The 14038-nt window shown below is 72.8% G+C and carries 14 protein-coding genes; 8 read left to right on the forward strand and 6 right to left on the reverse strand.

The annotated features are described in order from the left end of the window. The first annotated feature begins 51 nt into the window (after positions 1 to 51). From J8403_RS17780 to mscL, 3 genes are all read left to right on the forward strand, one after another. Entirely contained in the window at positions 52 to 897 is an 846-nt protein-coding gene (locus tag J8403_RS17780; RefSeq protein WP_211124058.1) for an S-methyl-5'-thioadenosine phosphorylase, read from the forward strand. Between the two features lie 172 nt (positions 898 to 1069). Then, a complete protein-coding gene (locus J8403_RS17785; protein ID WP_211124059.1) occupies positions 1070 to 1738 on the forward strand; it encodes an RcpC/CpaB family pilus assembly protein in 669 nt (222 codons plus the stop codon). Positions 1739 to 1870: 132 nt separating this feature from the next. After that, complete coding sequence (gene mscL, locus J8403_RS17790; RefSeq protein ID WP_211124060.1) at positions 1871 to 2338, forward strand: large conductance mechanosensitive channel protein MscL; 468 nt, start codon at positions 1871 to 1873, stop codon at positions 2336 to 2338. 7 nt (positions 2339 to 2345) lie between these two features. On the opposite strand, the gene J8403_RS17795 is transcribed toward mscL, so the two are convergent. Together J8403_RS17795 and J8403_RS17800 are read right to left on the reverse strand one after the other, a co-directional pair. After that, the gene (locus J8403_RS17795) at positions 2346 to 2534 is read right to left on the reverse strand and encodes a hypothetical protein (RefSeq protein WP_211124061.1); all 189 of its coding nucleotides are present in this window, start codon (positions 2532 to 2534) and stop codon (positions 2346 to 2348) included. Positions 2535 to 2537: 3 nt separating this feature from the next. Then, complete coding sequence (locus J8403_RS17800) at positions 2538 to 3080, reverse strand: AMP-binding protein (RefSeq protein WP_246585882.1); 543 nt, start codon at positions 3078 to 3080, stop codon at positions 2538 to 2540. A 202-nt stretch (positions 3081 to 3282) separates the two neighbouring features. Here J8403_RS17800 and J8403_RS17805 point away from each other — a divergent pair, with 202 nt between their 5' ends. Then, a complete protein-coding gene (locus J8403_RS17805; RefSeq protein ID WP_211124062.1) occupies positions 3283 to 4425 on the forward strand; it encodes a P1 family peptidase in 1143 nt (380 codons plus the stop codon). Between the two features lie 85 nt (positions 4426 to 4510). Then, positions 4511 to 5572: an FAD-dependent oxidoreductase gene (locus J8403_RS17810; RefSeq protein WP_211124063.1), complete on the forward strand. Its 1062-nt coding sequence runs from the start codon at positions 4511 to 4513 to the stop codon at positions 5570 to 5572. A gap of 7 nt (positions 5573 to 5579) precedes the next feature. Here the strand turns inward: J8403_RS17810 and J8403_RS17815 are convergent, their stop codons facing one another. From J8403_RS17815 to J8403_RS17825, 3 genes are all read right to left on the reverse strand, one after another. Continuing rightward, positions 5580 to 7715, reverse strand: a complete 2136-nt coding sequence (locus J8403_RS17815) for a PTS fructose transporter subunit IIABC (protein WP_211124064.1) — start codon at positions 7713 to 7715, stop codon at positions 5580 to 5582. 85 nt (positions 7716 to 7800) lie between these two features. After that, entirely contained in the window at positions 7801 to 8745 is a 945-nt protein-coding gene (gene pfkB / locus J8403_RS17820; protein ID WP_211124065.1) for a 1-phosphofructokinase, read from the reverse strand. Further along, complete coding sequence (locus J8403_RS17825) at positions 8742 to 9503, reverse strand: DeoR/GlpR family DNA-binding transcription regulator (protein WP_211124066.1); 762 nt, start codon at positions 9501 to 9503, stop codon at positions 8742 to 8744. Before J8403_RS17825 ends, pfkB begins: the two co-directional genes overlap by 4 nt. Before the next feature lie 340 nt (positions 9504 to 9843). On the opposite strand from J8403_RS17825, the gene J8403_RS17830 reads away from it, so the two are divergent. Next, complete coding sequence (locus J8403_RS17830) at positions 9844 to 10581, forward strand: 3-oxoacyl-ACP reductase family protein (protein WP_211124067.1); 738 nt, start codon at positions 9844 to 9846, stop codon at positions 10579 to 10581. Positions 10582 to 10788: 207 nt separating this feature from the next. Here the strand turns inward: J8403_RS17830 and J8403_RS17835 are convergent, their stop codons facing one another. Then, entirely contained in the window at positions 10789 to 11793 is a 1005-nt protein-coding gene (locus tag J8403_RS17835) for a sigma-70 family RNA polymerase sigma factor (RefSeq protein WP_211124068.1), read from the reverse strand. 372 nt (positions 11794 to 12165) lie between these two features. Here J8403_RS17835 and J8403_RS17840 point away from each other — a divergent pair, with 372 nt between their 5' ends. Together J8403_RS17840 and J8403_RS17845 are read left to right on the forward strand one after the other, a co-directional pair. Continuing rightward, on the forward strand, positions 12166 to 12582 hold the full coding sequence (locus J8403_RS17840) for a hypothetical protein (protein WP_211124069.1): 417 nt from the start codon (positions 12166 to 12168) through the stop codon (positions 12580 to 12582). Between the two features lie 166 nt (positions 12583 to 12748). Further along, positions 12749 to 13864 carry a questin oxidase family protein gene (locus J8403_RS17845; protein WP_211124070.1) on the forward strand — a complete coding sequence of 372 codons (1116 nt, stop codon included), beginning with the start codon at positions 12749 to 12751 and terminating at the stop codon, positions 13862 to 13864. Positions 13865 to 14038: the final 174 nt, after the last annotated feature.

The raw sequence follows: 14038 nt of genomic DNA on the forward strand, positions 1-14038 counted from the left end.
GGGAGGAGGCGGGGTGTCGTTCGTGCGGACGCGGGTGGCTAGGGTGATCGCATGGTCGAGACCAGCAGGCAAGCAGACATAGGGGTCATCGGGGGATCGGGGTTCTACACGTTCCTCGACGACGTGACCGAGATCACTGTGGAGACTCCCTATGGGGCGCCGAGCGACTCGCTCGTTCTCGGCGACATCGAGGGGCGACGGGTCGCCTTCCTCCCGCGGCACGGCCGCAAGCACCACCTGCCGCCGCACCGCATCAACTACCGCGCCAACCTCTGGGCCCTGCGCTCACTCGGGGTGCGGCAGGTCTTCGGCCCGTGCGCGGTGGGCGGGCTGCAGCCGGAGTACGGACCCGGAACGCTGCTCGTCCCCGACCAGCTGGTGGACCGCACGAAGGCGCGTACCCAGACCTATTTCGACGGCGAGCCGCTGCCGGACGGCCGGATTCCGAACGTCGTGCACACCACCTTCGCCGACCCGTACTGCCCGGTGGGGCGGAACGCGGCCGTGGACGCGGCGCGCGGACGCGGCTGGGAGCCGGTGGACGGCGGGACGATGTGCGTGATCGAGGGGCCGCGCTTCTCCACCCGGGCCGAATCGCGCTGGCATGCGGCGCAGGGCTGGTCGGTGGTCGGCATGACGGGCCACCCGGAGGCGGTGCTCGCCCGTGAACTGGGGCTCTGCTACACGTCGTTGACGCTGGTCACCGACCTGGACGCGGGAGTGGAGACCGGCGAGGGCGTCACCCACACCGAGGTGCTGAAGGTCTTCGGGGAGAACGTGGGCCGACTGCGCGAGGTGCTCTTCGACGCGGTGGGCAAGCTGCCGGAGAACTCCGGGCGGGACTGCCTGTGCACCCATGCCCATGACGGCTGGGACCTGGGGATCGAGCTTCCGTAGGGGCGGCGCGGGAGGCTATGGGGAGGGCGCGCCGGGGCGGATATCGCTCGCCCGGGTGACCGAGTTTTCCACAGCCCGGTGGCCGTCCACAGGCCCGAGCGGGATCGGGTGGGGGCGGGCATGGTGAGGGGGCCAGAAGCACTCGGTCCCTCACGGCAGGCGGTGATGTGCCATGTCCCATCCGTCCCCCACCCCCACCCCCACCCCCACCCCCACCCTCGCGTTACCCCGCTCCGCTCCCCCGGCCCGCGCGGTGCCACGCTTCGATCCGGTGCGCACCGAGCGCTCCGGCGGATTCCGGCTGCGGCGGGCCGTGCGGCGGCGCCGCCGTGCGATGGCGGCCGGGCTGGCGCTGACGGCCGCCGCGCTCGCGGCCGCGGCACCACCCGGCCGGGGCCACACGGATGCGGAGTCCTCGCGGGCGCCCGCTCCGGCGGGCGAGGAGCGGCGGGGCGGCCCGCGCCCCGCGATGGTGTCGGCGCCGGTCCGGATCGCCGACGCGGCCGCGGCGCGGCTGCTGGACCCCGGTGACCGGGTGGATGTGCTGGCCACCCCGCTTCCGGACGCCACACGCGCCGGGTCGTCCGGTGCCACGGCACGGTTGGTCGCACGTGGGGTCCGGGTGGCCGAGGTGCCGGGATCCCGGAGCGGCAGCGCGGCGGGCGGCCGCTCGGCGGACGGTGAGATCGACGGCGGCGCGCGGGACGGCGGCGGTGTGCTGGACGGAGAGATGGACGGTGGCGGGGCGCTGGTGGTGCTGACGGTGCCGCGCGCGGACGCCACGGCGCTGGCCGGGGCCGCGGCCGACTCCCGGATGGCGGTGACGCTATGCCACTGCTGACTCCACCGACTCCCCTGATGCCCCTCTCACCTGCGGGTGTAGGTTGCGGAACCGTCCGCTCCAGCATCGACGCGGCGAGAGAGAGGCAGTGGGTTGAGCCAGGAGAAGGTAACCGAGGAGAAGAAGAGCGTCATGGAAGGGTTCAAAGCCTTCCTGATGCGCGGCAATGTGATCGATCTGGCCGTCGCGGTCGTCATCGGAGCCGCCTTCACCGCCGTCGTGAACTCGATAGTGAAGGGCCTCATCAACCCCATAGTCGGAGCCTTCGGCACGAAGGATCTCGAGAAGTACCGCTCCTGTCTCAAGGCGCCCTGCGAGACCAACGCCGCGGGCGATGTCATCCACGGCATTCCGATCCTCTGGGGAAGCGTGCTCTCGGCCGTGCTGACCTTCCTGATCACCGCGGCGGTGGTGTACTTCCTGATGGTGCTGCCGATGTCGCGCTATCTGGCGCGCAAGGCAGCCAAGGAGGAGAAGGCGGAGGAGGAGCAGGCCGTCGCGGAGGCCGAGGAGATCCTTCTGCTGCGCCAGATCCGCGACGAGCTGGTGGCGCAGCGCGGCGCCGCCGTCGAGGGTGGCGGCAGCGGCTCCAGCGCCTAGGGACCCGTCAGAGGTGGTGGGGCGGCTTCTCGTCGAGGAACCGGGCCAGACCAGCGGCATCGTCGGCGCTGTCGCCGCCGGGAACCCGCTCACCCCACCCGTGGTCCGTATCGTCCGATGACCGCTGCGCCAGGGGATCGTCGAAGATCAGCGCGGCGGCCGGATCGCGCGGTCCAGGGGCAGGGGCGGTGCTCATGCCTCAAGAGTACGGCCCGGGCAGCGGCTCGGTGTACCGGCCGAGCTCGTCGTGCCACCACAGGTCACGCCCGGGCGTCCAGGACACCGGGCAGGCGAGCCGGTGGACGACCAGCACGGATCGCACCCCGGGGCAGCCGGCCAGCGCCCGGTCGACCTGCCGCTTGAGCGGCTGCGGCTCCCCGCGGTGCTGCCCGGCGTCCGCGGTGATGACGACCTTCGCGTCGACCTCCCTGATCCGCTCGCGCAGCTCATGGGGGCGCAGCCCCACGGGGAGGCTGGCGCGGACGACGTCGAGCCGGCCGCAGGCGAGCGTGGCGATCACGGACTCGGGCACCAGCGGCAGATGGACCGCCACCCGGTCCCCGGCGCGGACGCCGAGCCGGGTCAGTGCGGCGGCGGCCCGGGCCGCCTGGTCGAGCAGCTCGGCGTGGGTGAGCTCCTCGGTGCAGTCCGGCTCGCTGATCCAGCGGAGGGCGACCCGGGCGGCCCGCCGAGTGTCGGCGGCCAGTGTCGGGAGCTCCTCCGTCCGAGAGCTACGGGGCACGGCGGTCTTCTTTCGGACGGGGGCGAACGGCATAGGGCCCAGACTGCTGTCACGCCATCAACGTCTGATGAACGCCCTCTATATGAGAGCTCCTCACCCCGTCCTGTGGCCTTCGCCGGCGATCGCGGGCGGGCGGACAAGGGAGTGGTTCGCGCCTCGGCACCCGACCATGCCATGGCTTGCCGTGCTACGCATAGCTTCCATGGAAGCCGAGCGGACAAACTCCGAATCAACCCCCACCGGTCCGGCCGACGGCCTCACGGATGTCCGTGGACTGCGGGTGGGCCATGCCCAGCGGTCCGGCGGCGGCCGGCTGACCGGGACGACCGTCGTGCTGGCCCCGGAGGGCGGTGCGGTCGCCGCGGTCGATGTGCGCGGGGGTGGTCCCGGCACCCGGGAGACCGATGCCCTCGATTCGCGGAATCTGGTCCAGCGCGTCGATGCCGTGGTGCTGACCGGCGGCAGCGCGTTCGGGCTCGACAGCGCCTCGGGGGTGGCATCCTGGCTGGAGGAGCACGGCCGGGGCTTCCGGGTCGGTCCCGATCCGGCGCAGGTCGTTCCGGTGGTCCCGGCCGCCGCCCTCTTCGACCTGGGCCGCGGCGGCGACTGGCGGGCCCGCCCGGACGCCGCGCTGGGGCGCGAGGCGATCGAGGCGGCGGCCGCTTCGGAGCCGGGGGCGCCGGTCGCGCAGGGCAATGTGGGAGCGGGCACCGGTGCGGTGGCCGGTGGGCTCAAGGGCGGCACCGGCTCGGCCTCCACGGTGCTGCCGTCCGGTGTCACGGTGGCCGCGCTGGCGGTGGTCAATGCCGTGGGATCGGTCCTGGATCCCGGTACGGGTGTGCTCTACGGGGAGTACTACGAGCCGTCGGACGAAGGCGGGCCCCACAGGCCCGGTGCGGCCGAGCACGCGGAGGCGATGCGCCGGCTGGCCGCCGCGCGGGCCGAGTCGGAGCGGCGGCAGGCCGCGTCGGTGCGGCCTCCGCTGAACACCACGCTGGCCGTGGTCGCCACCGATGCCGTGCTCACCCGGGCCCAGGCGCACAAGCTGGCAGGTACCGCGCATGACGGTCTGGCGCGGGCCGTCCGGCCGGTGCATCTGCTCTCCGACGGCGACACCGTCTTCGCCCTGGCCACCTGTGGGCGGCCGCTGATACCGGAGGGCGGTACCGAGGGTGCCGACGATCCGGCGTTCGGGGTGCACCGGGAGAGCGGCGCGCTGAACGAGGTGCTGGCGGCCGGGGCGGATGTGCTGACCCGGGCCCTGGTCAAGGCGGTGCTCGCGGCGGAGAGCGTGGACGGCCCGGGCGGTGTCTTCCCCGCGTACCGGGATCTTTACAGCCGCTGATCCGGCCCGTTGTGCTCCCGACCGAAGGGAAGCGTCCGGCCGGGAGAGAAACGGGCCGCAGAGACGGAGAGAAGGGGGGCTTCACATGGACACCGATCTGCTGATCGTCGGGGGTGGCCCGGCGGGCTGCGCCGCCGCCGTGATGGCGGCGAGCGTGGGGATGCGCTCGGTGCTGATCGAGTCGGGCGGCGCGGTATGCGGGGCGCTGCGGCGCATCCCGGTGGTGAGCAATGTCCTCGGCGTCACCAACGGCCCGGATCTGGCGGCGGCGATCGAGGCCGATCTGGCGCGATGTGCTCTGTGCCGGGTGGAGCTGGGCAGCCGCGCCACACTGATCGACGCCTTCGACGACCGCGTCGAGGTCACGGTGGAGCCCGTGGCGCCGGTGGGGCCCGCGCGGGCGCGTGGAGCGCGGCTGACCGCTCCGTATGTGGTCGTCGCCACGGGGGTCGGGCCGCTGGGTCCTCAGGACGCGGGATGGCTCGGGGGCGTGGCGGACCGGGGGCTGCCGCCGCTGTGGGAGGCGGATACTGCGGCGATCGACGGCCGGACGGTGCTGGTCCTGGGCGCGGACCGGCCCCTGGGCACCGTGGCGCGGGCCCATCCGGAGCTGAGGACACGCTTTGTGGTGGCGTATCCGCCCGAGGACGCCTACAAGACCGAGGAGATCCGGCGGGACTCTCGGGTGGAGCTGGTGGCCGTGCGGCGGCTGGAGTTCGGGCCCACCTCGGCACCGGTCACCGCCGAGGTCCGGACGGTGGACGGCGAGCGGCGGGTCCTCACGGCCGATCTCGCCTTCCTCAACCTGGGCAGCGCCCCGGCGCCCCCGGCCGGGGCCGTGGCCACCGACTCGTCCGGGTACTGCCCTCCCGGGAGCCAGCATCCGAGGGTCTTCACCGCCGGTGATCTGCGGTCGCTTCGCTTCCAGCGGATCGCGACCGCCATGGGGTCGGGTGGCGAGGCCGCGCTCGGTGCCTACTACGCCTCGCGCGGCCTGGCCACGGAGCCCGGCGGGCTGCCCACAACGACCGGCGATCCGTCCGCGCAGACCGGGGATCTGCCCGCAGAGAACGGCGGCCCGCCCACAGAGAACGGCGGCCCGCCCATGGACGTGGGCGGGCCGCCGGACCCGGCAGGGGGTGGCTGAGATGGGGTCAGGCCGCGACCGCCACCTTCGACTCGTCCTCGGTGGCACCGCCCGGGGCGGCCTCGCCGCCCGCCTGGCCGGTGCCCTCCGCCTCCGCCGTCTTCCGCAGCCCCTTGAGGAAGACCACCAGACCGGCCGAGACCACCGTGCCCGCCACGATGGCCAGCAGGTAGAGGAACGGCTGGCCGATCAGCGGGACCACGAAGATGCCTCCGTGCGGGGCGCGCAGCGTGCAGTCGAAGGCCATCGACAGCGCACCGGTCACGGCACCGCCCACCATCGAGGAGGGGATCACCCGCAGCGGATCCGCCGCGGCGAACGGAATGGCGCCCTCGGTGATGAAGGAGGCACCCAGCACCCAGGCGGCCTTGCCGTTCTCCCGCTCGGTCTTGGTGAACAGCCGTCCGCGCACGGTGGTGGCGAGAGCCAGCGCCAGCGGCGGGACCATACCGGCGGCCATCACCGCGGCCATGATCTTGAGGCTTCCGGTGGAGGGATCCGACACCGCGATACCGCCGGTCGCGAAGGCGTATGCCACCTTGTTGACCGGGCCGCCGAGGTCGAAGCACATCATCAGGCCGAGGAGGACACCGAGACCGATGGCGTTGGCGCCGGAGAGGCCGTTGAGCCAGTCGGTCATCGCCTCCTGCGCGGAGGCGATGGGCTTGCCGATCACCACGAACATCAGGAAGCCGACGATCGCCGAGGAGATCAGCGGAATCACCACCACCGGCATGATGCCGCGCAGCGCCGCCGGGACCTTGAACCGCTGGATGCCCATGACGACCGCACCCGCGATCAGACCCGCGACCAGACCGCCGAGGAATCCGGCCTTGATGGTGGTCGCGATGTAGCCGCCCACGAAACCGGGGACCAGACCGGGCCGGTCGGCCATGCCGTAGGCGATATAGCCCGCCAGGACCGGCACCAGGAAGGTGAACGCCGCACTGCCGATCTGGAAGAGCAGCGCAGCCCAGCTGCTGCTCTCGGCCCAGACGAAGTGGTCCGCCACCGACTTGGCACTCGCGATCTCGTAACCGCCGATCGCGAAGGCGAGCGCGATCAGCAGGCCGCCCGCGGCGACGAACGGGACCATGTAACTGACGCCCGTCATCAGCCACTTGCGCAGTCGGGTGCCGAAGCCGTCACCGGCGGGACCGTCCTCGTCCATCGGCGCCGAGCCCCCCGCCGCGCCGTCGGCCGGTGCGCCGATCTCGCCACGTGCGGCCTTCCCGCGCGCCTCGGCGATGAGTTCGGCGGGGCGGTTGATGCCCGCCTTCACTCCGACGTCCACCGTCGGCTTGCCCGCGAAGCGGGCCTTGTCCCGGACCTCCACATCGTGCGCGAAGATCACCGCGTCGGCGGCGGCGATGGTGGCCGCGGGGAGCTTGTCGAATCCGGCCGAGCCCTGGGTCTCGACCACCAGCTCGACCCCGGCCTCGCGACCGGCGTTCTCCAGCGACTCGGCGGCCATATAGGTGTGGGCGATACCGGTCGGGCAGGACGTGACGGCAACGATCCGGAAGGGGGGCACCGGCTCCGAGGCGGCGGCCTCAGCGGCGGCAGGCTCAGCGGCGGCGGGCTCAGCGGCCGCATGCTCAGCCGTCGCGGCGGGCTCACCCGTCGCGGCGGGCTGCTCGCCCCCCGATCGCTCAGCCCCCGTTCCCGCGGGTCCCGTCGCCTCGGCGGCGGGTGCGCTCTGCTCCTCGCCGCGGATCAGGGCGGCCACCCGTTCGGGCCGGTCGGCCGAGCGCAGCGCATCGGTGAAGTCGGCGTTCATCAGCTGCCGCGCCAGGCTCGACAGGATCGTCAGATGGTCGCTGTCCGCGCCCGCCGGAGCCGCGATCAGGAAGATCAGATCGGCCGGGCCGTCCGCCGCGCCGAAGTCGATCCGGGCCGTGCTGCGCCCGAAGGCCAGGGTCGGCTCGGTGACATGTGCGCTGCGGCAGTGGGGTATGCCGATGCCGCCGTCCAGGCCGGTCGGCATCTGCTCCTCGCGCGCGGCCACATCGGCGAGAAAGCCGTCGAGGTCGGTGACGCGACCGGCCGCGACCATGCGTTCGGCGAGCGACCGGGCGGCGGCTTCCTTGGTGTCGGCGGACAGGTCAAGGTCGACCAGATCCGCGGTGATCAGCTCACTCATCTCGCGGCTCCCTTGTGTGCGGTGCCGCCCTGGGGGAGGCGGGCGGACGGAGTGGGGATTGGGGGGTGGGAGTGGGGTCGGCCGGTCACGCGGGCTCCTTGAGCACACGGTCCAGCGGAATATCCGCCGTCATGACGACGGCGGACGGATCGAGGTCGGCCGGGGTCGGCATGGCGCTGCCCGGCAGTTGCACCGCGGCCGCTCCGTGGGCCACGGCCGAGGCGAGCGCGGCGGGCCCGGAGCCGCCCGCCGCGAGGAATCCGGCGAGCGAGGCGTCGCCCGCGCCGACGTTGCTGCGCACGGCGGCGACCCGCGCGGTGCCGAAGTAGGCGCCCGTCTCGTCGACCAGCAGCTGACCGTCGGCGCCCAGGCTGGCCAGCACGGCGCGGGCACCGAGCCCCCGCAGCTCCTCGGCCGCCTTGACCGCCTCGCCCACGGTGGCCAGCGGACGGCCCACGGCCTGGGCCAGTTCCTCGGCGTTGGGCTTCACCACATCGGGACGCTCACGCAGGGCTGCGGTCAGCGAGGGGCCGGAGGTGTCCAGGGCGATCCGGGCGCCCGCCCGGTGGGCCCGCGCCACCAGCTCGGCGTACCACTCGGGCGCGAGCCCCCGGGGCAGGCTGCCGCAGCAGGCGATCCAGTCGGCGCTCTCGGCGCTCGTCCGGACGGCCTCCAGCACCGCTTCGGCCTCGGCGTCGCTCAGCTCGGGCCCGCCCGCGTTGAGCTTGGTGAGGGTGCCGTCCGGTTCGGCCACGGAGATGTTGACCCGGGTCGAGCCCGCCACGGGCACACCCGCCGCCTCGATACCCAGCTCCCCCAGCAGCCGTGCGAGCAGCGCACCCTCCGGTCCGCCGAGCGGCAGCACGGCCACCGTGCGATGCCCCGCGGCGGCCACGGCGCGCGAGACATTGACGCCCTTGCCACCGGGGTCGACCCGGTCGGCCGTGGCCCGCAGCACGGCGCCGCGCTCCAGCGCGGGGATCTCGTACGTACGGTCCAGGCTGGGATTGGGGGTGACGGTGAGAATCATGCGCGTGCCACTTCCGTGCCCCGACGCTCGATGGCCAGGGCGTCCTGCGGGCTGAGCCCGGTGTCCGTGATGAGCAGATCGACATCGTCCAGGCCGCCGAACCGGGCGAAGTGCTCCCGGCCGAACTTGGCGGAGTCCGCGAGCAGCACCACCCGCCGGGCCGCCGCGATCATGGCGCCCTTGACGGCGCCCTCCGCGAGATCGGGTGTGGTGAGCCCACCGTCCAGCGAGAAGCCGTTGGTGGCGAGGAAGACCACATCGGCCTTGATCTCGCCGTAGCCGCGCAGCGCCCATGCGTCCACGGCGGCCCGGGTGCGGTGGCGGACCCGTCCGCCGACGAGGTGCAGCGCGATACCGGGGTGGTCGGCGAGGCGGGCGGCGACCGGCAGGGCGTGGGTGACGACGGTGAGGTTGGCCTCCAGCGGGAGGGCGGCGGCGAACCGGGCCGCCGTCGAGCCCGCGTCGATGATCACGCTGCCGTCGGACGGCAGTTCGGCGATGGCGGCCCGCGCGATGCGGTCCTTCTGATCGGCGGCGGTGGACTCGCGCTCGGCGAGATCGGGCTCGAAGTCCAGACGGCCGGCCGGGATGGCGCCCCCGTGCACACGGCGGACGAGCCCCGCCCGGTCGAGGGTGCGCAGATCACGCCGCACGGTCTCGGCGGTGACCTGGAACTCCTCGGCGAGGGACAGGACATCCACCCGCCCGCTTTCACGGGCGAGCCGGAGAATCTCCTGCTGACGCTCCGGTGCGTACATGTGGGTTTACGTCCCTTCCATGCCCGAACCTGTGATTTCGCGGCCAGATTACGTGGGCGATGCCGGAAAGTAAACAGACTCGGGCACGAAACGAACTCGACCGGGCATGGGCAGATCGCGAACGCTCAGCGACCTCTGCCCCCGAGCTCCCGCCCCACGCACGCCCCACGCATCGCCCCACGCATCGCCGCAGCGCATCGCCACAGCGCACCGTCCGTATCCCGCCGGACTTCCGCGACCCGCCCGGCCAGGATCGAGTCATGTCCCCCTCATCGGGAGGGACCACCGCACAGCGGAATTTCCTCGCATGAAGCAGATACATGGCATACAGGGAGAAGACATGACACTCGACGGCAAGGCGGCCCTGGTCACCGGCGGCAGCCGGGGCATCGGCGAGGCCGTGGCGATCCGGCTCGCCGAGGACGGCGCCGATGTCGCCCTGACCTACCACAGCCAGGCCGACCGCGCGGCGGACGTCGTCGACCGGATCAAGGCGCTCGGCCGACGGGCCTGGGCGGTGCGGGTCGACGGCGCGGACGCGCAGGAGGTGCGCGCCGCCGTGGACGGGGCCGCCGCCGAGTTCGGCCGACTGGACATCCTGGTCAACAACGCGGGCGTCGGCGTCCTCGGCTCCCTCGCCGAGATGTCGCTGGACGATGTGGACCGGATCCTCGCCGTGAACGTCCGGGCGCCGTTCCTCCTGGCGCAGGCGGCCGCCGCGCGGATGACCGACGGCGGGCGGATCATCAACATCGGCAGCTGCATGGCCGAGCGCGTCGCCTTCCCCGGCGGCAGCCTCTACGCGACCAGCAAGACCGCGCTCAACGGGCTCACCAAGGCCCTGGCCCGAGAGCTCGGCCCGCGCGGGATCACGGCCAACCTGGTCCACCCCGGCCCGGTGGACACCGATATGAACCCGGCGGACGGCGAGAGCGCCGCGCTCCAGAGCGGCTTCACCGCACTCGGCCGCTACGGCCGTCCCACGGAGATCGCGGCGACCGTGGCCCATATCGCGAGCGACAGCGGCCGCTACATCACCGGGGCGTCGATCGCCGTGGACGGCGGCTTCGCCGTCTGACCGCCCCATCCGGACCGCACCCGGACACAAGCAAGCACCCGGACACAAGGCCCCCGGCTACAAGCGGGCCACCGGGCACAAGCGAACCCCCGGACACAACCGAGTCTCCGGGCACAAGCGAGCCCCGGCGCCAGGGGGGAGGCGCCGGGGCTCGGTCCATGGGTGAGAGGGGGTCTGGTGGCGGCTGGAGTCTGCTGTCCCGAGAACTCAAGCCGCTGCGTCGAAACCGGTCTGGCGGGCCATCTTCTTCAGCTCAAGCAAGGCATGCTTCTCGATCTGGCGGATGCGCTCACGCGTGAGGCCATGCTGCTTGCCGACCTCGGTCAGGGTGCGCTCCCGGCCGTCGTCGATGCCGTACCGCGCCTTGATGATGGAGGCGGTGCGGTCGTCGAGGCGGCCGATCAGGTCCTCCAGCTCCTCGCTGCGCAGCAGCGTCATCACCGACTGCTCGGGCGAGACGGCCGAGGTGTCCTCCAGCAGATCGCCGAACTGGGTCTCCCCTTCGTCGTCGACCGACATGTTCAGACTGACCGGGTCGCGGGCCCAGTCGAGCACATCCGAGACCCGCTCCATCGTGGAGCCGAGCTCCTCGGCGATCTCGGCGTGCTCCGGCTCACGGCCGTGCTCACGGTTGAACTCCCGCTGCACCCGGCGGATCCGGCCGAGCTCCTCGACCAGGTGGACGGGCAGCCGGATCGTACGGGACTGGTCCGCGATCGAGCGCGTGATGGCCTGACGGATCCACCACGTGGCATAGGTCGAGAACTTGAATCCCTTGGTGTAGTCGAACTTCTCCACCGCGCGCACCAGGCCCGCGTTGCCCTCCTGGATCAGGTCGAGCAGGGGCAGCCCACTGCGCGGATAGCGGCGCGCCACAGCCACGACGAGGCGCAGGTTGGAGCGGATGAAGATGTCCTTGGCGCGGGCACCTTCGGCGGCTATCGCCTCCAGCTCCTCGCGGCTCGCACCTGCGGCAGGGGCCTCCTCAACCTCGCCGTCCAGGATCTGCTGGGCATACACCCCCGCTTCGATGGACTGGGACAGCTCGACCTCCTTCGCCGCGTCCAGCAGCGGGGTACGAGCGATCTCGTCGAGATACATGCCGACCAGGTCGCGATCGGCGATCTCCCCGCCTGAGGCGCGAACGCTGTTGGCCCCATCAGCGCCACCAGCGGCGGCGGACTGATTACGGGCGACGGCACGGGTTGCCATGCGTGCTCCCTTACAGATGGATCGGGCGCGGACTATGGACGGACTCTCCGGTGTCGGGTGCCCCGTCCGAAGGAAACAACGACTGGAATCAGGACAGAATTCCCATCAGGCCCCCACCTTTTTACGATCATGCAGTATCCTGTCCACCCACACGGGGCTCAGCGCACTGCCGAAGCGGCGGGAAGCGCAGGTCAGACCCCCTGTACCACCGTCTTTCACGGCTTTCCCGCCCGTCTCTCATCTGTCAAGACGAATCTCGCGGGCTCTCGGTTGCCCGGATGGCCCATCGCGCCGGGTTGCCCTGCCCTCCGCATGGGTGTGCGCTGGAAAGTGACAGGTCAGGGCGGGGACGCGGCGACGAGGAGGTTCGTCATGAATGCCCCCACAGTCCCGGTGAGCCACCGCCACCATCCGCGGCTCCAGCTCCCGCTGCACCCCTCCGCCTCCTGGGGCATCCCCGTCGTTCTGGCGGTGCTCTTCGGCGGCTGGGTGATGTTCGTGGACCACAATCAGGGTTCCACCATCCCCGCGTCCGCCGTCCTCGGCGTGGTGTCGGCGGTGGTGGTCGGGGTGCTCTGCTACGCCCTCGGCAGGATGACGCCGGGCCTGATGCCGGAGATCCGGGCCGTGCTCTATGGGACACTCCTCGGCTGTGCGCTCGGCTTTCTGCACGCCGTGAGCGGAGGCTCGGTGTACCGGTCCGCGGGGATCGGGCTCGGGGCGGGGCTCGCGATGATCGGCATCGCGTTCTACATCTTCCACGTACGCGAGGAGCGCCCCCCGCAGTAGCCCGGCGGCAGCCCGCTGGCCCGCCCCGGCCCGCCGTAGCGCCCGCCCCGGGCCTCCGGCCGAGGCCCCCCGGCCCCCGCCCCGGCCCCGGCTTAGGTCGTTGGTCCCCGCACGCTTCCGTCCCCGGCCCGATTCGGGGCCGCCCCGCCCTCCCTAGCGTGAGCCCATGACAGACGACACGAGTGGAACCCTCGACGAAGCCCTCGAGCGACTGCACACCTCCGGCCCCGAGCGCGAGGGTTGGCTGAGCAATCACGCGCCGATGGCCGTGGAGGCGCTGGTGCGTCACGGCCAGGGGCGCACCGTGCACCGGTGGCTGGACCGCTATCGCGACAAGCTCGAGGAGATGCCGGACTCGTACGCCCGGATCACCGAGGAGAACTGGCACGAGGCGCTCGGCGATCCGCGCCGTCTCGCCGACTGGCCCGCCTACTTCGACCGGGAGCTCGCCGACCGCCCCTGGCGGGACGTGCTCGCCGTGTGGTGGCCACGACTGCTGCCGGGCATCGCGGGCGGCGCGACGCATCCGGTGATCCGGGTCGGCCACGCCGTACGGGCCCTTCTGGACGACCCGGGCACGCCGACCGCTCCCCGCACCGCCGAACTGGCCCACGCCCTCGGCTACTGGGCCGCCCGGCACGCCCCGCTGCCGCCCCTCCGGCAGCAGCCGGGCCCCGCCTCGGGGTCGGCGGCCGACGCACTGGCCGCCGTGGAACCGGTCGCCGACCAGAGCGGTGGCATCCGGGCGCGGCTGGCCCGGCTCACCGCCTTCCCCACCTGGCCGCCCACCCGGCCGCTCGATCAGCCGCCCGTCTCACAGCCCACCGGCCGGACGACCGCCCCCGACGCCCCCGACGCCGCCGACTTGGCGGAGGAGGCGCGCCGGCGGCTGACCGAACTCGTACGGGCCGCGACCCATCGCTACGCCACCCACGGCCACGGCTCACCGGTCATGCTGGTCCACGCCGCCACCGCGCCCAACGCCGTACTGCGCGTCCTGCCCGCGCTGCCGCGGGAGTTGTGGGCGCCGAGTCTGGACGCGGCTTGGGCGGCGAGCGCCGCGGTCACGGCGGTGTACGCGCCGCGGGAGCCGCTCCCGGCCGACCGGCTGCCGTCCGCGGCCGGCGTCACCCCCGAGGAGGTCTTCGCCCGCGCCGCCGCGCACGGCGACGAGCACGCCATCAAGCTCACCGACACCGCCCTCGACGTCGCCCAGGGCCCGGACGCCCTGGCCCTGGCCGCGGCACTGCACGCCTGCGCGATGATCGACCCGGCACTCTGAGGCGGGCACGAGCCGGGTCCGTACCCGACGAGCCCGTCCGTACCCGACGAGCCCGCTCGTACCCGACGAGCCCGTCCGTACCCGACGAGCCCGTCCGTACCCGACGAGCCCATCCGTACCCGACGAGCCCATCCGTACCCGACGAGCCCATCCGTACCCGGCGAGCCCGCTCGT

This window comes from Streptomyces yatensis (assembly GCF_018069625.1).
In the GTDB taxonomy this organism is placed as follows: Bacteria; Actinomycetota; Actinomycetes; order Streptomycetales; family Streptomycetaceae; genus Streptomyces; species Streptomyces yatensis.